This is a genomic window from Pseudomonas sp. WT-JTC (genome assembly GCF_056711565.1).
In genome coordinates this window covers 4490325-4510920 of the sequence record NZ_CM160042.1, presented here as the reverse complement: position 1 = coordinate 4510920, position 20596 = coordinate 4490325, and the positions used below count along the sequence as shown (strand labels likewise).

The following is a 20596-nucleotide window of genomic DNA, read 5'->3' as shown; positions in this document are numbered from 1 at the left end:
TGAACACCCGGCGCGCGCGGCGAACAATCCCGAGACCGACTGCACCGGGCGAAGATCCGGCGGTGGCGGTTTCTGCCTGATGGGCGCTGAACAAGGGTGATCGCATGAACGCTGCCGGGATCAAATGGGACGAGTGCTGTGATGTGTTGGTGATTGGCTCGGGAGCCGGGGGCATGACCGCTGCGCTGCGCGCCCATGACCTGGGCCTGAATGCGCTGCTGATCGAAAAGAGCGGCGAGTACGGCGGCACGTCGGCGGTATCCGGTGGCGGCATCTGGATCCCGGACAACCACCGGATCAAGGCCCTCGGCGGCAGTGATTCGGCGGCCGAAGCGATTGCCTACATCCGCGCCGTGACCCATGGCGAGATCGACGACGGGCGCATCGAAGCCTATGTCGAGCACGGTCGGGAGATGGTCGAATACCTGGAAAAGCACACCCGCGTGCGCTTCGAGGCGCAACCTCGCTACGCCGATTACTACCCGGAAGTCGAAGGCGGCAAACCGGGTTATCGCTCGATGGATCCGCAACCGTTTGACGCCGCCGAACTGGGCGAAGAGTTCTTGCGCATGCGTGCGCCGTCCCCCGGCACCCTGATGATGGGGCGCATGGCGATGACCATGAAAGAGGCGCAAGTGCTGCTGTGTCGTGGCCCCGGCTGGTTGCGCCTGACCCTGCGGGTGATGTGGCGCTACTGGCGTGACCGTGAGGGCCGGCGCTTGTCGCGCCGCGACCGCTTCCTGACCCTGGGCAATGCCTTGATCGGTGCCTTGCGCTGCTCGTTGCAGGATCGCGGCAAATCGCTGTGGCTCAACTGTGCACTCGAAGAGCTGTTGCTGGTCGGCGACCGGGTCGGTGGGGCGCGGGTCAATCGCAACGGCCAGTTGCTCAACGTCAAGGCGCGCTACGGGGTGATCATCGCCGCCGGTGGTTTCGAGCGCAATCAGGCGATGCGTGAGCAGTACTTGCCACAGCCGTCCCAGGCCAACTGGAGTGCCACGCCGCCCAACAATACCGGTGACGGCATTCGCGCCGGCCAGGCCATCGGTGCACGGACCGCGTTGATGGAACACAGCTGGTGGGCGCCGACTACTTACGTCAAGGGCGAAGAAAAGCAGCGTGCATTGTTTGTCGAACGCACCTTGCCCGGGTGCGTGATGGTCAATGCGGCGGGGGAGCGTTTCGTCAACGAAGCCGCGCCCTATACCGATATCGTTTATGCGATGTACGCCAACAATCGCGAGGGCGCCGCGAGCGTGCCGTGCTGGATGGTGTTCGACGCCGAATTTCGACGCAAGTACCCGTGCGGTGCCTTGCTGCCGGGTTATGCCCAGCGCGATTGGCAATTGCCCGAGCACCTGCGCGACTATTTCCACAAGGCGTCGAGCCTGGAACAGCTGGCGACGAAAATCGGCGTCGACGGCGCCGGGCTGGTCCGCACCGTGCAGCGATTCAACGGCATGGCCGTGCAGGGCGTCGACGAGGACTTCCACAAGGGCGAATCACTGTTCGACCGCTATTACGGCGACCCGAACGTGCAACCCAATCCGTGCCTGGCACCGTTGCTCAAGGGGCCGTTCTACGCCGTGCGCATCGACGCCGGCGACATCGGCACCAAGGGTGGCCTGCTGACCGACGTGCACGCCCGCGTGTTGCACGAGGACGGGCAAGCGATCAACGGCCTGTACGCCATCGGCAACAGCGCCGCCTCGATGATGGGCCGCACCTATCCGGGTGCCGGTTCGACCATAGGCCCGGCCATGACCTTCGGTTACCTGGCGGCCAATCACATCAAGCGCCATAGCGAAACCGCTTCAGCGAAAACCTTGTTCGGGAGTGTTGAATGAACAGCCAGCGTTCACAGATAGCCGTAGTCACCGGCGCCAGTCGCGGAGTGGGGCAGGGCATTGCCCTGGCCCTGGGGGCGGCGGGCATGACGGTGTATGTCACCGGTCGTGCTCCGGCGCAGGGCGGGTCGAATTTGTATGGGCATGCCTTGCGCGGTTCGCTGGAGGACACCGCCGCCGCGATCACCGCTGCCGGAGGGCACGGTATCGCGGTGGTCTGTGATCACGCCGATGACACGCAGGTCCGGGCGCTGTTCGAGAGAGTCGAGCAGGAATGCGGGCATCTGGATTTGCTGGTGAACAACGCCGCGTTCATTCATGACCAGTTGATCGAGCCAGGACCGTTCTGGGCCAAGCCGCTGGAGCTGGCGCGCATTCTCGACGTCGGTCTGCGCTCGGCCTACATCGCCAGCTACTACGCGGCACCGCTGTTGCTGAAAAGTGCTCAAGGCCTGATTTGCTTCACTTCGTCATTCGGCGCCGGCTGCTACATGCACGGCCCGGCGTACGGCGCGCAAAAGGCCGGAGTCGACAAGCTGGCGGCCGACATGGCGATCGATTTCGAAGGGCAGGGCGTGGCGGCGTTGTCGCTGTGGCTCGGCCCGCAACTGACCGAACGCACGAAGATTGCCGGCGAACAGCATGGCGAGCAGTACCAGGCGTTTCTGGCCCACGCTGAAACCCCGCAATTCAATGGGCGGGTGATTCATGCCTTGCTCAATGATCCGCAGTTGATGGCGTTATCCGGGCAGACCCTGATCACCGCCGAAATCGCCCCCGGCTACGGCATCAGCGAAGCCGAAGGCCGCCAGCCACCGTCCCACCGCGCCATGCTCGGCGACCCGCGCCAGCAGCATCCGGCGCGGGTGGTCTGACTCGGTCATCACGGCACACACAAAACCTGTGGGAGCGGGCTTGCTCGCGAAGACGTCGGTACATCCGGCATTGATGTTGGCTGACACTGCGCCTTCGCGAGCAAGCCCGCTCCCACAGTTGAACTGTGTCGGGCGGGAAATTTGTGTACACCCTCGAACATTGTAGGAGCTAGCCTGCTCGCGATGGTCTATCAGTTGCATTGATGTCGACTGACACACCATCGCGAGCAAGCTCGCTCCTACAGGGATTGCGTTTAGTCGGCTGGCTGCAGTGCCCACTCGCGCAGCACATTCTTGGTCACTTTCCCTGCCGCATTGATCGGCATGCTCTGCAACACCTGCACCCGGCGCGGAACCTTGTAGTTGGCCATCTGCTCACGGCACCAGGCGAGGAACCGCGCCTGTTCGATTTCCGCTCCCGGCGCAGGCAGCAGGAACGCCATCGCCACCTCACCCAGACGCTCGTCAGGAATACCGATCACCGCTGCCTGGGCCACGCCCGGATAGGTCAGCAGGCACTGTTCGATTTCCGCCGGGTACACGTTGAAACCACCGGTGATGAACATGTCCTTGAGGCGGTCGGTGATGCGCAAGTAACCCTGTTCGTCGAGCATGCCGATGTCGCCGGTATGCAGCCAGCCGTCGGCGTCGAGTATTTCCTGGCTGGCTTCGGGATTGTTGAGATAGCCCTGCATCAGGTTGTAGCCGCGGATCTGCACTTCACCGGGGATGTTCGCCGGCTGGCTGCGACCGCTGCCGCCGACACAGCGCACTTCCACCCCCGGCATCGCCCGGCCACTGGTGTTGGCGACCAGTTCCGCAGAGTCGCCAGCGCGGCAGATCGTGGCGAAACCGCAGACCTCCGTCAGGCCATACGCGGTGACGATGGTGGCGAATCCGAGTTCGTCGCGCATGCGGTGGATCATCTCCACCGGAATCGCCGCCGCCCCGGTCACCGCCACGCGCAAGGAGCCCAGGTCGAAATCGTTGCGTTGCGGATGGGCCAGCAACGATTGATACAGCGTCGGTGGCCCGGGCAACACGGTGATGCGTTCACGCTGCACGCATTCAAGCACGGCCTGCACGTCGAACACTTGCTGCGGCAGGAGGGAGCAGCCACGCATCAGCGCTGCCAGCCAGCCGGCCTTGTAGCCGAAGGAATGGAAGAACGGGTTGACGATCAGGTAGCGATCGCTCTCGCGCAAACCGACGATATCGCTCCAGTCGCGCACGATACGCAGGTTCTGGCCGTGACTGGTCATCACGCCTTTGGGTTTGCCGGTGGTGCCGGAGGTAAACAGCACGTCGGACAAGGCCTGCGGGCCAACGCTTTGTTCGCGGGTGCGCAAGGCCAGTTGCGGCACGTCGGTCGCCAGATCCATAAACCGCTCCCACGCCAGGGTGCCTGAACGGGCGCCGCGCAGGCTGACGATGTGGCGCAGCTCAGGCAGGTCTTCCGACGCGAGCATGCCGGGGTAGTCCGCGCCGAGGAATTCGCCGATGGCAAACAGCACGCAGGTGCCGCTTTCGCGCAGGATGTAGCCGGCCTCGCTGCCCTTCATCCGGGTGTTGAGCGGCACCAGGGCGGCGCCGACACTTTGCAGGGCGCCGGCGGCGACGATCCATTCCCATACGTTGGGTGCCCAGATTGCCACGCGGTCCCCGACCTGTACGTCGAGGGCCAGCAGCGCTCGGGCCGCCTGGCGGCGCAGTTGATCGAGTTGTCGGTAGCTGATGATGTGGCCCGCGTCCTCGATGGCCGGGCGGTCGCCGTAGGCCTGGGCAGCGTTGGCGAACAGTTGAGCGATGGTCAGTGCGGTGGCGACAGGCGGCATGGGGCCTCCCCGGTTAGAAGACAGTTGCGAAAAAGGGAGTAGGCCGGGCAGGGCGCCCGGCCGGATTGCGAATTACTGGGCGGGCGGGGCGAAACGGCGACCGGCGGAGAAGCCACCGTCCACGGCAATCATCTGGCCGCTGACAAAGGAGGCTTCGTCGGACGCCAGGAACAGCGCGACGTTGGCCACTTCTTCCGGTTGCCCGGAGCGGCTGAGCATGTGCTGCGAAGCGAAGAAGGCGTGGAACGCGTCATTGTCACGAACCATGCTGGTCATCGGCGTTTCGATCAGGCCCGGGCACAGGCCGTTGACGCGAATGTTGGCGTAGCCGTAGTCGATGGCCATCGAGCGGGTCAGCTGGTTGATGCCGCCCTTGGACACGTTGTAGGCCACGTTGCCGTCGCAGCCTTGCAGACCGAAGATCGAACCGACGTTGATGATCGAGCCGCCGCGTTGCGACACCATCGACTCCAGCGCGTACTTGCTGGTGAGCATGCTGCCGGTCAGGTTGATGTCCATCACCCGTTGCCAGTTGGCGGTGGTGGTCTGGGTCACGCTGCCCTGGTCGGCGACGCCGGCGGCGTTGACCAGTACATCGATGCGCCCGAAGCGGCTGATGACTTCTTGCATGACCTGCTGCACCTGCGCTTCGTCGCGCACATCCAGGGTCATGAACAGGCCGGGAAAGTCCGCCGGTGCGCTGCCGATGTCCAGCCCGACCACTTGCGCGCCTTCGGCCGCGAAACGGCGCACGCAGGCCAGACCAATACCCGAAGCGCCGCCGGTGACCACCGCGACCTTATTCTGCAAACGAGCCATAACTGCACCTCTTTATTGTTGTGGGCTAATGCTGTGGCCGAGTCTAACCGCAGCCTCGGCCCGAGTGATCGTCCGTTGAGACTAAGGCGACGGAGCGCCTTTGATCACGCCCACCTGTAGGAGCGAGCTTGCTCGCGAAAAACGCCCTGACAACGCGGGCATTCAGATACCCCGCGTTATCGTTGACGACCATCGCGAGCAAGCTCGCTCCTACAGGAGGGGCGGGTCTCAATCCGGGAATTTAAGGCGTACCTTCACCCCGGTCGGGCGGCTCTGGCAGGCCAGGGTCCAGCCTTCGGCCAGCTCCTTTGGGGTCAAGACGTCGTTGCGCGCCAACTGGACTTCACCTTCCTTGACCACGCACATGCACGCCCCGCAAAAGCCCTCTTCACAGGAGGACGGCACGTCCAGGCCCGCCGCCTTGCAGCTTTGCAGGAGGGTATCGCCGGGTTGGCAGGCAATTTCGTGTTGCTGGCCGTCGAGTTCCACGATCAGCGCTTCGCACTGCGACCCCATCGCTGCCTCGCGAGCGAGGGCTTCTTCGGCCAGCAGTTCATCCGGGTCCGGTGGTGAAACGAAACGTTCGACATGGATGCGGTCGGCGGCCTCGCCCAATGCCAGCAGGGTGCGCTCCACGGTGTCCATGAACGGTCCCGGCCCGCAGATGAAGTAGTCGCCGCCGGCCGATCCGCGCAGCAGATGACGGACCTGGTGGTCCGTCAGAAAACCCTGCACCGAATCGAGGACGTGCACTACGTGCAGTTGATCAGGATGCGCCTTGATCAACCGGCACAGCTCGTCCTTGAAAATCACCGACGTTTCATCGCGGTTGGCGTAGATCAACTTGATCGGTCGCCGGCTGCTGTGCAGCACCGATTTGAGAATGGAAAACACCGGGGTGATGCCCGAACCGCCCCCGAACAGGACCAAGGGCTTTTCGGTGTCCGCCGACTGCTGCGGGTCCAGGCAGAACAGCCCGGCCGGTGGCAGCACCTCCAGCCAGTCGCCGACCTGCACCTCGTTCATCCAGTTCGACACCCGGCCGCCGTCGACCCGTTTCACCGTGACCTTGGGCAGCGCGTCCGCGAGGGGCGAGCTGGCCATGGAATAGCAGCGGGTCAACAGTTTGCCGGCCAAGGGCACGCGAAAACTCAGGAACTGGCCCGGTTTGTAGCGAAAGCGCTCACGCAGGTCTGGCGGTATATCCAGCACCAGCGAGCGCGCGTCAGCGGTCTCGTCGATCACCGCACACACTTGCAATGAGACACTTGCCGTCGTGTGTTCGGCCGGGGTCAGGTTCTGTTGTTGCGTGCCCATGTTCACCTCGACCTCAGAGCCCGCTGATCAACTGCGCGTTGTCGACGCGGATCTCGGCACCGTTGACGAACCGCGACTCGTCGGTGGCGAGGAACAGCACCACGTTGGCAATGTCCCGTGGCGCGGCCATGCGGTTCATCGGGTCCTGGTCCAGCACTTCCTGCGGGATCGCCTGGCCACCGGCCAGAGCCTGGGTCATCGGCGTGTTCACGCCGTCCGGGTGCACGCTGTTGCAACGGATGCGGTAGCCCTGCTGCTTGCAGTGCAGGGCAATGGAGCGGGTCATCGCCGCCACCGCGCCCTTGGACGCCGAGTAGGCGCAGAACATCGGCATCGCGCCCAGCGCCGCGACCGACGACATGTTGATGATCGAACCGCCACCGGTTTCCTTCATGGCCTGGATCGCGTATTTGCAGCCGAGGAAGTAACCGTCGCCGTTGATCTTCTGCACCTTCTGCCACAGCTCCAGCGTGGTGTCCTCGATGCTGCCCAGGGCCAGGATCGCGGCGTTGTTGACCAGCACGTCGAGACGGCCGAAGTGTTCAACAGTAGTTTTCACCACGTTCTGCCAATCGCTTTCGCTGGCGATGTCGTGGCGGATGAACAGCGCGTTGGCGCCGATTTCCGCGGCGACCTGGCGACCGGCTTCTTCGTTGAGGTCGGTGAGTACCACTTTGGCGCCTTCGCTGGCCAGCAGCAGGGCGTCTTCGCGACCGATGCCGCTGGCGGCGCCGGTGATGATGCAGACTTTGCCTTCTACACGTTGCATTGTTGTTCTCCTGATCGTGCGGTTTGAAGTGCGAATTGGTCGGCCACGTGGGCGGCAGCCCGGCGACCGGAATAGATGCAATCGGCCAGGGACAGGCCGGAGACATACAGGTTGGAGGCGACACCGACCGCGTTGCGTCCGGCGCTGTACAGGCCATGGATCGGCTGACCGACGTGGTCCAGCACCCGACCGCTGGCCTCGCAGACCTTCAGCCCGCCCAGGGTGATGACCGGGCAGGGGAACAGGCGGCTGGTGAAGGACAGGTCGAGGGCGTACCACGGACCCTGGTCGAGGTTGGCGAGCATCGCCGAGGACTTGCCGAACTCGTCCGCCAGTTCGCCCCGCGCCGCGCGGCTATAACGTTCGACGCTCTGGCGCAGCAGCTCCGGCGGCAGGTTGCAGCGTTTGGCTAACCCGGCCAGGCTGGTGCTGCGTTTGGCGTTGAACAGCAGGTTGAGCAGCACCGGCAGGCGCTGGAAATTCCACACCTTGCCCGGGCCGACCTGACTGAGTGCTTCTCGAACCAGCGCCCGATTGAGAATCAGAATGGCCCGGCCGTCCTGTTCTTCTACCATGGCGTGGCCGAGGGTCGCTCCGTAGATTTCTTCGTTGGCGTAGCGCTGTCCACGGGCATTGACGATCAGCCCGCGGGCCCAGGCCAATGGCGGGTTGATGAAACGCCAGGCGCTGACCTTGTCCATCCGCGCCACGCTGCCTCCGGCACTCTGGCCCAGGGCGATGCCGCTGCCATTGCACCCGGTGGCGCCCAGCGGCAAACCGGCCAGGTACTGCGGCGCGTGTTGGCGCACCAGATCGCGATTGAAGATAAAACCGCCGCTGCTCAGCAGCACCGCCTGTTCGGCGCGAATCAATTGGCGAATGGCGCTGGTCTGTTCGATGCGACGCTGACGGGCGCGCAAGCGGTCGGCCAACGCCGGAGCGTACATATGAATGGCAGCGGCCCAGCGCGACAGACGCGCATGCTGCCGGGCCGCGCGGCTGCCGGAAGGCAACTGCCAGGCTTCGACACCGATGACCTTGTCGTCGCGGTCGAGCACCAACCGCCGCACTTCGCACTGGCTGCGCAGGCGTGCGCCGTGACGCAAGGCGCTGGCCTTGAGCGGGGCGAACAGACTGGCGCCGGACATGCCCGGACCTTTGGTGCGGTGGCCACGGGGTGCCGGTTTGGCGCTCGCGGCATAGGCCGGTACGGCTTCGTTGCCGGAGTAATAGAGGTAGTACTGGTCACTCGGGTACGAGGTTTTATGCGGCGGCACGCTGGCTTCGAAGGTTGCGCCCTGCCGCTCCAGCCAGGCCAGTTGCTCGCGGCTGCCTTCGCAGAAGTCCCTCAGGGTTTCACCACTGACAGCCTCGCCCACTTCCTGACGCAGGTAGTTGAACATGGCGTCGCTGGTGTCTTCATAACCGGCCTGGCGCTGATACGGTGTGCCACCTCCGGCATAAACAACGCCACCGCTGAGTGCGGTGGCGCCGCCTCCTTCGAAACGGTCCAGGGCCAGCACCGAGAGGCCTCGACTGGCCGCTTCGATCGCGGCACAGGCGCCGGCACCGCCGAAACCGACCACCAGCAAATCGCAGCGGTCATCCCATGGCAACTGGTCGGCGCTGTTTACTCGCAACGCCGTCAACCCGTTCATGCCGTCCATGCCCAGGCCTCAGCCGGCGACAGCGAAGGAGGGGATGGGTTTGGCGGTGGTGGTGTAGCTGCCGTCGAGATAGACCAGAGGGGTGATGGCGTCGCTGGTGTGGATCTGCAGGATGCGCCCGATGAATACGGTGTGGGTGCCGTAGCTGAAGTGGCCGTCCTGACGGCAGAGGATCGCCGACTGCGCGTCACCCAGGTAAGGAATGCCGCCGGGGCTGGTCAGCCAGTTGCCACGGTCGAAGCGCGCTTCGCCTTTGATCGCGCCGCTGCACAGGTGTGCGAGGTCTTGTTGCTCGACGCCGAGGATGTTGACGCAGAAGTCCGCGCCGGTCGCCAGTGCGGCGTGGGGCGAGGCGGTCTTGTTGACGCAGATCAGCAGCGATGGCGGTTCGGTGCTCAGTGAGTCGACCGCGGTGGCGGCCATGGCAAAACGTTCGGAGCCGTTGCTGGTGCTGATAATGGTGACTGACTTGGCCAGGCGGCGCATGGCCTGGAGCATGTCGGCTTTGAGGTTGGCGTCGTTCATCGCACTGGGCCTTTTTTTGTTGGGGTGGGTGCGATGGATTCTTGCTCTGGCTCTGGTCTTGAACATCGTCCGAGGGGACTAGGCCTTGGCGGCCTCTGGGCCGATCAGGCTGTTGTTGTGTTGTGTACATATCCGTTGCTGCGGTAACGGCGACTTAGGGTTTCGCCCTTACGGCGACTCACTTTTTTTACAAGCGCCTAAAAAAGTAAGCAAAAAAAACGCTCGCCCCGAACGTCCGGCCCCTCGCCTGGGCTCGGGGTTCCTTCGCTCCGGCATTCATCCGGGGGCATTGCCCTCCGGTCGGCTTCGCGCGACCTACATGCAATGGGTTCGACTGCGTCGAACGGCGCTGCGCGCCAGTCCCCGGATGAACGCCTCCACTCAGCCTGCCGAAGGGGCGGGTGGATCAAGATCAAGAGCGGCAGGCGAGCTAACGCTCGGCCTTGTAGGAGCGAGCTTGCTCGCGATGGACGTCAACGATGACGCGGGCTGCCTGAATGCCCGCGGTGTCCTGGCGTTTTTCGCGAGCAAGCTCGCTCCTACAGGGGAACGCGTGCAATTGCGATCAGGCCGGCCGGTAGGCCGCCTCGCTTTGGCTTTGGCTTTTGATCTGCTTGCCCCCTCGAGAGGCTTCGTTCCGGTTCTGCGTAGTGGGTAAACCGGCATGGATGCCGGTTTAGCCGCGTACGGCCATGGATGGCCGATCGCGGCGGGCCCACGGAGCAGGACCGGAGCGAGGGTATGCCGAGCCTGGGCGAGGCACCGAACGTCAGGGGCAAGAGCCCTTGGTTACTTGGGGCCGGGCGGCGCTCCGCTCTTCCAAGTAACCCGCCGTAAGGGCGGAACCCTAAGCCGCCGTTACCGCAGAAACGGATATGTACACCCTAAAAACCCCACACCGTCTGCCATCCAACACCCCCCTTTCAGATGTACCCGATACCTGTTCCCCCAAAACCACATGGTCCGTTTGAGGGATGTCCGCCCGGTCATGCATTGCTTGAATGCCAGTGTAGGGGCGCTACACCCGCCCCGTTGCACGCGCGCCCCGGCGGATGGGGTGAACAAAGGAGAACAATAAAAATGCTCAACCAAGACCTGATTCGCCAGCGTCTGAGCCAACGTGCCCGCGAGCTGGTGCCGATCCTGCGTGAGCGCGCCCTGAATGCCGCGCAAGCCGGCCAGTTGCCCGAAGAAACCCTGAAGGATTTCCAGGACGCCGGGTTCTTTCGCATCCTGCAGCCGGCCCGCTGGGAAGGCTACGAGCTGGAACCCAAGGATTTCTTCGACGTACAGATGACCCTCGCCGAGGGCTGCATGTCGTCGGCCTGGGTGCTGGGGGTGGTGGCGATCCACAACTGGCAGCTGGCGCTGTTTGACGACCGCGCGGCCCAGGATGTCTGGGGTAGCGACTCCAGCGTGTTGATCTCGTCTTCCTATATGCCGGTGGGCAAGGTCGAGCGGGTTGAAGGTGGCTTCAAGTTGAGCGGGCGCTGGGGTTTCTCTTCCGGCAGCAAGCATTGCGACTGGGCGTTCCTCGGTGCGCTGGTGCCGCCGGCAGAGGCGGGCGGGGCGCCGGATTACCGGACGTTCCTGGTGCCGCGCAGCGACTACCAGATTCTCGACAACTGGAACGTCATGGGCCTGGAAGCCACAGGGTCCCATGACATCCTGGTGGAAAACGCCTACGTTCCCGAGTACCGCACCCATCGCGCCCTCGACGGTTTCATGCAGAACAGTCCGGGCAACGCAGTGAACACTGCGCCGCTGTTTCGTCTGCCATTCGGGCAGATTTTCGTGCGTGCGGTTTCGTCGTCCGCTATCGGTGCCCTGCAAGGCGCGGTGGATCAGTTTGTCGAGCACAACCGCGCTCGGGTCGGGGTCAACGACGGTCGCAAAATGGTCCAGGACCCGGCCGCGCAATCGGCGCTGGCCAACGCCATGGTCTGCGTCGACGAGTGCAAGACCGTGCTGCTGCGCAATTTCGCCCTGATGCTGGAGCGTGCGCAGAAGGGCGAGCCGTTGAGCATGCCCGAGCGGGTGAAGATGCGTTACGACTCGGCACTGGTGGCCGACAAGTGCGCCAAGGCCGTTGGCGATCTGATGTTCAACAGCGGCGCTTCGACGATCTTCCGCAGCCACCCGATCAACCGTGCCTTCCGCGACATTCACACCGGGCGCGCCCACGTCGCCAACAGTCCGGCCAAGTATGCGTGGAACCTCGGCGGCGTGAGCATGGGGCAGGACAGCAATGACTTTTTCCTCTGATGGTTTCTGCTGAATCAGCTAGTCCGTTTGCGTGATTCGAGCGCCCTGCCAATACCCGAGCATGGGCGCAAGGCACAGGTCTCTGGCGCCGACTGCGCATCCAAATAAGCACAAGGATCAACCATGAAATTTTCCCTGATTTACGAAGCCCAGACGGTGGACTCCAGCCGCGAAGGCGACCGCAAGATTTTCCAGGACACCGTTGAGCAGGCGGTGCTGGCCGACAAGCTTGGCTTCGACACGTTCTGGTGCGTGGAGCACACCGCGCTGAGCAACTACTCGCACATGTCCGCGCCGGAAACCATGCTGGCCTTCGTGGCGGGTAAAACCGAGCGTATCGGTATCGGTCACGGCGTGGTCTGCCTGCCACCGGCGATGAACCATCCGGTGAAAGTCGCCGAGCGCATCGCCACCCTCGACCTGCTGTCCAAGGGCCGTGTGCACTTTGGCGTGGGCAAGGGCGGCACCCAGCAGGAAGCCGGGACCTTCGGCTACGACCTGGCGACCTTGCAGCCGCAGATCGACGAGATGATGTACCTGATCCCGAAAATGTTCGTGCAGGACGAGATCGAGCACAACGGCGACTTCGTGCAGATCCCCAAGCGTCCGATCCATCCAAAGCCGTATCAGGATCCGCACCCGCCAATGTACCTGGCATGCACCAACACCGAGTCGTTGAAAAATGCCGGCGGTCGCGGCATGGGCGCGCTGGTGCTGGGCTTCGGTGGCCCGGAAGAAATCGCCAAGAAGGTCGAGGTGTATCACACGGCCTACGACAACCGCGATGAGAAGAAGCAAGTGGGCTTCCGTCCTAACCGTCACATCGCCGCCCTGTGCCCGGCCATCGTGCTGGAGGACAACGAAGAAGCGCGCCGCATCGGCATTCGTGGTCAGCGCTACTTCATGGAGTCCCTGGGTTACTGGTACGGCGGTGGCGAGCGCCCGGACCCTGAAAAGTGGAAGGACGACACCTTCGTCGATGGCAACGGCCAGAGCGTGATCAAGTCGCGCTTCGCCTCGGAAGAAGTCAGCGTCGACTTCTCCGACCCGACCATGGCGATGATGAACCCCAACCACGCCTACGGCACCGTCGAGGATTGCATCGGCTACGTGCAGCGCCTTATCGATGCCGGCGCCGACGAAATCCTGTTCATCTGCCAGATGGGCACCGTGCCGCAGTGGGCGCAGCTGGAGACCTTGAAGAACATTGGCGAGAAGGTGATTCCGCACTTCCGCAAGGGTTGAAGGTTGACGCTAATGGCGTGAACACCGCATCACCCTTGTGGGAGCGGGCTTGCTCGCGAAGAGGTCGGCACATTCACCATTTATGTTGCCTGACCCACCGCCTTCGCGAGCAAGCCCGCTCCCACAGGTTCAGAGTCATACCCCAGTGCTTCATTTTTTCAGGCCTGGCACGGACGTCAGGCCAACTTTCCAACGGGTCCCCAAGGCCCGTTTTTTTATGCCTGCACCAATCCCCTGTGGGAGCGGGCTTGCTCGCGAAGAGGCCGGCACATTCACCATTTATGTTGCCTGACCCACCGCCTTCGCGAGCAAGCCCGCTCCCACAGGTTTTGTGGTTGTTCCCATCACCGATTTGGCCTTTAAACGGAGCCTGTTTAACGGCTGTCAGTGTTACTTGATGAAAGCTACAACACCTTGCGTCGCTGCCTACAGCTACGCCAGAATCCGCCGGCTTGTGCGCCTTGGACCCCCTCGGTAACTTGATTCGCGTCACTGCCCATCAGTGATCGGGTTTAGCAGCTCGGGTATAACCTAAGTCGTACGACGCTTCTATCAGTCAGGTTTTGTGCCTGTATTTTGATGGTGGCTGTACGCAGGGCGCCCTTGGGCGCGCCGGCTTCTTAGGTTCCCCGGTCTGCTAACCTGCGTGCAGCTGCCACCCTCTTCGTTTAGCAGCAGGAGGTTGGCGCATCATTAGGAACCTGAGATATGTTCAAAGTCACACCCAATCCCCCGGACACCGATCCGGCATCCCCGCACGAACCCGATTCCAAAAAACTCAACGAGGCCGCCGAGCGTGCCCTCGCTTACCACTTCCCCTCGACAGCCGACATCAAAGCCACTCCTCGAACAATCAGCACGCTGTTTAGTGTCGACCCTGAGGCCACGACCGAAACCCTGGTGGTCTATCTGGTCGAGACGCTGGCCTCGGTGGATGTGATGGTGCATCAACTGGTGGATCATCTGGAGGGCGGTGACCGCAATGCCCTGCTGGGTATCTCCAACAGCGTCATGCTGGCGGAGATCACCGCGAACCGCGTGCTCGATCAAATCGAATCGCCCGCATAAACCCGCAACACCACCGCCCCCTGTGGGAGCGGGCTTGCTCGCGAAGAGGCCGGCACATTCACCATTTATATTGCCTGACACACCGCCTTCGCGAGCAAGCCCGCTCCCACAGGTTCTGCGGCAAGGTCCCGTCACCAGAGTAGACGGATCAGACACAGCTGTACGAATTCGGAATAACCCATAATCAAGATCAAAAAAATCAGAGACGGCGACTATTCCTACAGGGAATTCTGCGCCTTGACTGAGTGGTCTAGAGGCCGTTTATTCTGCCGTCCTCAACAAGGAAACCGACGTCTATCAACGTTGTTGGCACGCGTCGTTATCAAGGAGGATGGTGTATGTGGATGCGCCTTATTCGTCGGCTGGACCGGGAACGTCAAGGTATAGGTTTCAATCAAAAGACCTTCGAACCAAAACCAAACTATTGCAACCACCTTCATTATGAAACCGCTGCTTTTGATTTTCCCGATCGCTCTCTTCGCTTTCCTCTACATCGGCTTTTACGAAAAGATGGAAGACGCATACCCGGAAAAAGTATTTTTCATCAAGAAAAGTCCGACAATTCAGATGAAGTTTGAAAATATTTTCGCGTACGAATCAGATGACAAAAAATTGAGTGAGCTAAGTGATACGGAGCGGCAGTTGGTCATCCAGTACTGCAAGTACCGGCTAGGTATAAAAACGACGTTGAAAAACCAAAACGAACTTGAAAAATGTAAAAGAAGGTAGGTTTCATATCTTTCTCAAACGGGCCTTTCTGGCCCGTTTTTTTGCCCGTAACACCACCCCTGTAGGAGCGAGCTTGCTCGCGATGGTCGTCAACGATGACGCGGGCTGTCTGATGCCCCGTGGTGTCTGGTCGTCCATCGCGAGCAGGCTCGCTCCCACAAGTTATTTTTGATGCCCCCAGCCATCAAATCCGCTAGTCCCATTGGACGATGTTGCCCCTCGCCGAACCCGTTTGAATAGGCCCTACATAAAGTCTCCCCCGGCAGTCGCCGAAGGGCGGCACCGCCTGAGAAAAACGAGGAGTGCATCCATGGATATCCGCGGTCTGGGTTACGTCACCCTGTTATCCAGCGACCTGGCGCAATGGCGCCACTACGCAAGCCAGGTGCTGGGCATGATGGTCATCGGCAGCGATGACGACGAGCACCTGTACCTGAAAATGGACGAGCGCCACTACCGCATCCTGGTGCAGAAAAGTGTCGGGAACGGCTTCGGTGCCTGCGGCTGGGAAGTGGCTGGCAAAGCGGCGCTGGAACAGGCGGTCAGCGAGTTGCAGCAAGCCGACGTGCAGGTGACCCGTGGCACCGCCGCCGAGGCCGAACTGCGCAAGGTCCAGGAGTTGGTGCACTTCAGCGACCCGGACGGCAATCGCCACGAGTTGTTCTGGGGCCCGTTGCAGGACTTCGCCCGTTTCGTTTCGCCGGTGGGCGTCAAGGGTTTCGTCACCAACGAATTGGGCATGGGCCATGTGGTACTGCCAGCGCCGGCCTTCGAGCGCTGCCGCGACTTCTACGAGCAGGTACTCGGTTTCGGCCTGTCGGACCTGATGAAAGTGCGCTTCACCCCGGACCCGGCCGAACCGCAAAAGCGTATTCACTTCCTGCACTGCAACAACGGCCGGCACCACTCGCTGGCAATTTTCGAGTGCCCGATGCCCCACGGTTGCGTGCACATGATGGTCGAGGTCAACGCGCTGGACGAAGTCGGTCGCGCCCTGGACCGCGTCCACGCCAACGGCGTGAAGCTGTCGGCCACCCTCGGCCAGCACACCAATGACCAGATGATTTCTTTCTACATCAAGACCCCGTCCGGGTTTGACCTGGAGTACGGCTGCGACGGCCTGGTGGTCGACTGGGATCGCCACACACCGTTTGAAAGCACCGTGGTCAGCCACTGGGGCCACGACTTCAGTGTCGGTCGCCAATGAGGAACATGACGATGGACAAGCAAATGACCACCGCCGAGATCGTCGGCCAACTGCGTGACGGCATGACCATCGGTATCGGTGGCTGGGGCCCGCGGCGCAAGCCGATGGCGCTGGTGCGCGAGATTCTGCGCTCGGACCTCAAGGACCTGACCGTGGTCGCCTACGGCGGTGCCGATGTCGGCATGCTCTGTGCCGCCGGCAAGATCAGGAAACTGGTGTTCGCCTTTGTCTCCCTGGATTTCATTCCGCTCGAGCCGTACTTCCGCAAGGCGCGACAGGAAGCGGCGCTGGAAGTGATGGAGATCGACGAAGGCATGCTGTTGCTCGGTCTGCGGGCGGCGGCGATGAACGTGCCGTTCATTCCGACCGCCGTGGGCCTGGGCACCGATGTGCTGCGCCACAACCGCCAGATCAAGTTGATCGCCTCGCCCTATGCCGATGGCAAGGACTGGGTGGCGATGCCGGCGCTCAAGCTCGACGCGGCGCTGGTCCACGTCGACCGTGCCGACAAACGCGGCGTGTGCCAGATCAGCGGCCCGGATCATTACATGGACGACCTGTTCGTGCGCGCCGCGACCCACAGCTACGTGACCTGCGATGAGCTGGTCGACAGCGAGTATTTCCATCAGGACAGCACCCACGCACATCAAGTGTTCTGGGAACGCAACCTGACCACCGCCGTGGCCCACGTGCCGGGTGGGGCGCACCCGTCGTCCTGCGCGCCGCTATACGGTTTCGACGTCGCGCACTTCAAGGCCTACAACGCCACGGTCCAGGCGGCCGATGGCTGGCAGGGCTACGTGCGCGACTACGTCGACTGCACCCACGAACAGTATCTGGAAAAGGTCGGCGGCCTGGCTGCGATCCGTGAACTGCCGTTGCCGATTTTCTAAGGGAACCTTCCGATGAGCACTACTACTTACAGCCTCGCCGAACTGATGATCTGCGCGGCCTCTGAAGCCTGGCGCGAAGACGGCGAAGTGTTGGCCACCGGCATCGGTGTGATCCCGCGTCTGGCCGCCTCGCTGGCCATGCTGACCAGCAATCCGCAACTGCTGATGACCGAATCCGAAGCCTACATGGTCGCCGAGCCAGTGCCATTGGGCGCACGCAACGGCTACGAGCCCAAGCGCGACAGCTGGATGGGCTTCTCGCGAATTTTCGACAACGTCTGGGGTGGCAAGCGCCATGCGCTGGTCGGCCCGACCCAGATCGACCGCTTCGGCCAGGCGAACATTTCCTGCATCGGCGACTACGCCAAACCGAAAGCGCAGATGCTCGGCGTGCGCGGTTTCCCCGGCAACTCGATCAGCCACGCCAACTCGTTTTGCGTGCCGAGCCATAACCGTCGGGTGTTCGTCGAAGGCGAGGTCGATATGGTCGCCTCGGTCGGCTACAACCCGGCCCGCCTGGCGCGGGGCTGGAAGCTGGACGACATCGACATTCGCCTGATCATCACCGACCTCTGCGTCCTGGATTTCCAGGGCCCGCAGCGGCAGATGCGCATCCGTTCGCTGCACCCCGGCGTGACCGCGGCGCAAGTCCAGGACAACACCGGCTTCGAGTTGCACGTACCGGACGACTGCCCGACCACCGCCGCACCGACTGCCGAGCAGTTGCAACTGATCCAGCGCCTGGATCCGCACAACCTGCGCGCCCTGCAACTTAAAGACAACCCGCCAGGCCAACGCTGAGCAACGCGTTGCGGAGAAAAGTGATGGCTGAAGATAACGATAACAACCAGGCCGACGTGGTGCTTTACGAAGTGCAAGGCGCGGTGGCCCTGGTCACCATGAACCGCCCCGAGTACCACAACGCGCAGAACTCGCAGATGACTTACGCGCTGGACGCGGCGTTTCGCCGGGCCTGCGATGACGATGAAGTGAAAGTCATCGTGTTGCGCGGCGCCGGCAAGCATTTCTCCGCCGGGCATGACATCGGCACCCCGGGCCGCGACGTCGACAAGACCTTCGACCGCGCCAGCCTGTGGTACGACCATGTGAACAAACCGGGCGGCGAGTTTCTTTATGCCCGCGAGCAGGAGGTCTATCTGGGCATGTGCCGGCGCTGGCGCGAGATGCCCAAGCCGACCATCGCCATGGTCCAGGGAGCGTGCATTGCTGGTGGACTGATGCTGGCCTGGGTCTGCGACCTGATCGTCGCCAGCGAGGATGCCTACTTCGCCGATCCGGTGGTGCGCATGGGCATTCCCGGGGTCGAGTATTTCGCCCACGTGCATGAATTGAACCCGCGCATCGCCAAGGAATTTCTCTTTCTCGGCGAGCGCATGCCGGCGCCACGGGCCTATCAGATGGGCATGCTCAATCGGGTGGTCCCTCGCGACGAGCTGGAACAACAGACCCTCGACATCGCCGGGCGCATCGCACAGATGCCGCGCCTGGGCCTGCAATTGAGCAAGCAGGCAGTGAACAACGCCGAAGACTTGATGGGCAAGCGCGCGACCATGGACATGGTGTTCGGCTTGCATCACTTCGCCCACGCCCACAATGAACTGGTGTCCGGTGACCGTCTCGGCGGCTACGACGCCAAGGCCATGGCCAGTTCGCAACGCAAAGCGGGCGGGGCGTGAGCATGGCCATCTCGTTGAATACCCGATTGACCGAACTGCTCGGTTGCCGTTATCCGATCATCCAGACCGCCATGGGCTGGGTCGCCGACCCGAAACTGGTGGCGGCCACGGGCAATGCCGGTGGCTTCGGTTTTCTCGCCGGGGCGACCATCGAACCGCAGCGGATGGAAGCGGCGATTATCGAGACCCGGCGCCTGACCGATCAGCCGTTCGGGGTGAATTTCCACATGTACCAGGCCAATGCCGGCGAGATCGTCGAGCTGGTGTTGCGCCACAAAGTCCGGGCGGTGAGCTACAGCCGTTCGCCCGGCAAGCAAATGATCAGTCGCCTGAAGGATGCCGGCGTGGTGTGCATTCCCACGGTCGGCGCGCTCAAGCATGCACAGAAAGCCGTGGAAATGGGTGCCGATGCGGTGACCGTGCAAGGCGGAGAGGGCGGTGGGCACACCGGTTCCGTGCCGACCTCGATGCTGCTGGATCAGGTGGTCAACGCCGTGTCGGTGCCGGTGGTGGCAGCCGGCGGTTTCAAGGACGGCAAGGGCCTGGTCTCGGCCCTGGCCTATGGTGCCGAGGGCATCGCCATGGGTACGCGCTTCCTGATGTGCGCCGACAGCCCGGTGCCCCAGGAAACGCTGGCGCGTTACCTCGCGGTCAAGGACCCGGCGGCGATCATCATCAGCCGTGCCATCGACGGCATGCCGCAACGGATGATCCGCAACGAATTGCTCAACCAGCTGGAAAACAGCGGCGGTCTCAAGCGCCTGTTGCTGGCGTTGCGCAGTGGCCTGGCTTACCGCCGCCACACGGGCATGAGCCTGACTCAGTTGCTCGGCAGTGCCTTGAAGATGCGCGGCGCCGGAGAGCTGACTGCCGCGCAAAGCATCATGGCCGCTAATGCGCCGATGGTGATCCAGAAAGCCATGGTCGACGGGCAACCGGCCGCGGGCGTATTGCCCGCCGGGCAGATCGCCGCATCCATCGACAGCTTGCCCAGCTGCGCCCAATTGATTGAACAGATCGTCCGCGACGCCGAAGCGCGCCTGGGCGAGCTGTGCCGCCGTGTGTCGTGAAGGAAAAAAGGCATGAAACCATTTAGCGTCAGCATCGATAACGGCATTGCCGAACTGGTCTTCAACCGGCCACCGGTCAACGCCTTCAACTGCCAGGGCTGGGCCGATATCGCCAGCGAAATCGAGGGCCTGGGCCGCCACAGCGACGTGCGGGTGATCGTGATCCGTGCCGAAGGTCGCGGCTTCTGCGCCGGGGTCGACATCAAGGAACTGGCCGCCGACGGCAACCTGATCGTCGCGGTGAACAAGGGCAACTACGACAGCTTCAAGGCCATCCACCGTAACCCGAAACCGGTGATCGTCGCCGTGCACGGCTTCGTGCTGGGTGGCGGCATCGGCATTTGCGGTGCCGCCGACATCATTGTCGCTGCCGAGTGCGCCACCTTCGGCGTGCCGGAAGTGGATCGCGGGGCCATGGGCGGCGGCGCGCATTTGCAGCGGCTGTTCCCGGTGCAGAAGGTCCGCCACATGTATTTCACCGGCGAGGCCATCGACGCCGCCGAGGCTTACCGCCTGGGCGCGGTGGAACGGGTGGTCAAGCGCGAAGACCTGCGTGAAGCCGCGTTGCAGATTGCCCGCACCATCGCCGCCAAGAGCCCCGGCATGATCAGCCTGGCCAAGGAAGCGCTGACCGGCATCGAAGACGGCAATCTGGAAGACAAATACCGCTGGGAGCAGGGCTTCACCCTCGAAGCCTACCGCTCACTGGACTCTCAGGAAGCACGCGACTCGTTCGTCGAGAAACGCGATGCCCGATTCAACGGCTGA

The 20596-nt window shown here is 62.8% G+C and carries 18 protein-coding genes; 12 read left to right on the top strand and 6 right to left on the bottom strand.

What is annotated here, in order from left to right:
* Positions 1-104 precede the first annotated feature (104 nt).
* Both AC06G5_RS20465 and AC06G5_RS20460 read left to right on the top strand, forming a co-directional pair.
* Entirely contained in the window at positions 105-1847 is a 1743-nt protein-coding gene (locus AC06G5_RS20465) for an FAD-binding protein (RefSeq protein WP_413704403.1), read from the top strand.
* Positions 1844-2722: an SDR family NAD(P)-dependent oxidoreductase gene (locus AC06G5_RS20460; RefSeq protein WP_413428779.1), complete on the top strand. Its 879-nt coding sequence runs from the start codon at positions 1844-1846 to the stop codon at positions 2720-2722. Before AC06G5_RS20465 ends, AC06G5_RS20460 begins: the two co-directional genes overlap by 4 nt.
* A gap of 254 nt (positions 2723-2976) precedes the next feature.
* On the opposite strand, the gene AC06G5_RS20455 is transcribed toward AC06G5_RS20460, so the two are convergent.
* The 6 genes from AC06G5_RS20455 to AC06G5_RS20430 all read right to left on the bottom strand — a co-directional run bounded on the left by AC06G5_RS20455 (position 2977) and on the right by AC06G5_RS20430 (position 9654).
* Entirely contained in the window at positions 2977-4557 is a 1581-nt protein-coding gene (locus AC06G5_RS20455; RefSeq protein ID WP_480458223.1) for a FadD3 family acyl-CoA ligase, read from the bottom strand.
* Positions 4558-4629: 72 nt separating this feature from the next.
* Positions 4630-5376 carry an SDR family NAD(P)-dependent oxidoreductase gene (locus AC06G5_RS20450; protein WP_322615449.1) on the bottom strand — a complete coding sequence of 249 codons (747 nt, stop codon included), beginning with the start codon at positions 5374-5376 and terminating at the stop codon, positions 4630-4632.
* Positions 5377-5604: 228 nt separating this feature from the next.
* The gene (locus AC06G5_RS20445; protein WP_413704404.1) at positions 5605-6693 is read right to left on the bottom strand and encodes a 2Fe-2S iron-sulfur cluster-binding protein; all 1089 of its coding nucleotides are present in this window, start codon (positions 6691-6693) and stop codon (positions 5605-5607) included.
* Positions 6694-6706: 13 nt separating this feature from the next.
* A complete protein-coding gene (locus tag AC06G5_RS20440; RefSeq protein ID WP_413428786.1) occupies positions 6707-7462 on the bottom strand; it encodes a glucose 1-dehydrogenase in 756 nt (251 codons plus the stop codon).
* The gene (locus tag AC06G5_RS20435; RefSeq protein ID WP_480458220.1) at positions 7450-9129 is read right to left on the bottom strand and encodes an FAD-binding protein; all 1680 of its coding nucleotides are present in this window, start codon (positions 9127-9129) and stop codon (positions 7450-7452) included. Before AC06G5_RS20435 ends, AC06G5_RS20440 begins: the two co-directional genes overlap by 13 nt.
* Before the next feature lie 9 nt (positions 9130-9138).
* A complete protein-coding gene (locus AC06G5_RS20430) occupies positions 9139-9654 on the bottom strand; it encodes a flavin reductase family protein (protein WP_413428784.1) in 516 nt (171 codons plus the stop codon).
* A gap of 1080 nt (positions 9655-10734) precedes the next feature.
* Here AC06G5_RS20430 and AC06G5_RS20425 point away from each other — a divergent pair.
* From AC06G5_RS20425 to AC06G5_RS20380, 10 genes are all read left to right on the top strand, one after another.
* Complete coding sequence (locus tag AC06G5_RS20425) at positions 10735-11919, top strand: acyl-CoA dehydrogenase family protein (RefSeq protein WP_413427846.1); 1185 nt, start codon at positions 10735-10737, stop codon at positions 11917-11919.
* Positions 11920-12042: 123 nt separating this feature from the next.
* Positions 12043-13164, top strand: coding sequence for an LLM class flavin-dependent oxidoreductase (locus AC06G5_RS20420; protein ID WP_096510012.1), 1122 nt, complete (start codon positions 12043-12045; stop codon positions 13162-13164).
* 708 nt (positions 13165-13872) lie between these two features.
* Positions 13873-14232: a DUF6124 family protein gene (locus AC06G5_RS20415; RefSeq protein ID WP_413427845.1), complete on the top strand. Its 360-nt coding sequence runs from the start codon at positions 13873-13875 to the stop codon at positions 14230-14232.
* A 338-nt stretch (positions 14233-14570) separates the two neighbouring features.
* A complete protein-coding gene (locus tag AC06G5_RS20410; RefSeq protein WP_413427844.1) occupies positions 14571-14810 on the top strand; it encodes a hypothetical protein in 240 nt (79 codons plus the stop codon).
* Between the two features lie 461 nt (positions 14811-15271).
* On the top strand, positions 15272-16168 hold the full coding sequence (locus tag AC06G5_RS20405) for a VOC family protein (protein ID WP_480458216.1): 897 nt from the start codon (positions 15272-15274) through the stop codon (positions 16166-16168).
* 11 nt (positions 16169-16179) lie between these two features.
* On the top strand, positions 16180-17061 hold the full coding sequence (locus tag AC06G5_RS20400; RefSeq protein ID WP_480458214.1) for a CoA transferase subunit A: 882 nt from the start codon (positions 16180-16182) through the stop codon (positions 17059-17061).
* Positions 17062-17073: 12 nt separating this feature from the next.
* A complete protein-coding gene (locus AC06G5_RS20395) occupies positions 17074-17862 on the top strand; it encodes a CoA-transferase subunit beta (RefSeq protein ID WP_413704407.1) in 789 nt (262 codons plus the stop codon).
* 23 nt (positions 17863-17885) lie between these two features.
* Positions 17886-18758 carry an enoyl-CoA hydratase gene (locus AC06G5_RS20390; RefSeq protein WP_413427840.1) on the top strand — a complete coding sequence of 291 codons (873 nt, stop codon included), beginning with the start codon at positions 17886-17888 and terminating at the stop codon, positions 18756-18758.
* A 2-nt stretch (positions 18759-18760) separates the two neighbouring features.
* Positions 18761-19828 carry an NAD(P)H-dependent flavin oxidoreductase gene (locus AC06G5_RS20385; RefSeq protein ID WP_480458211.1) on the top strand — a complete coding sequence of 356 codons (1068 nt, stop codon included), beginning with the start codon at positions 18761-18763 and terminating at the stop codon, positions 19826-19828.
* A gap of 12 nt (positions 19829-19840) precedes the next feature.
* A complete protein-coding gene (locus AC06G5_RS20380) occupies positions 19841-20596 on the top strand; it encodes an enoyl-CoA hydratase family protein (RefSeq protein ID WP_413427838.1) in 756 nt (251 codons plus the stop codon).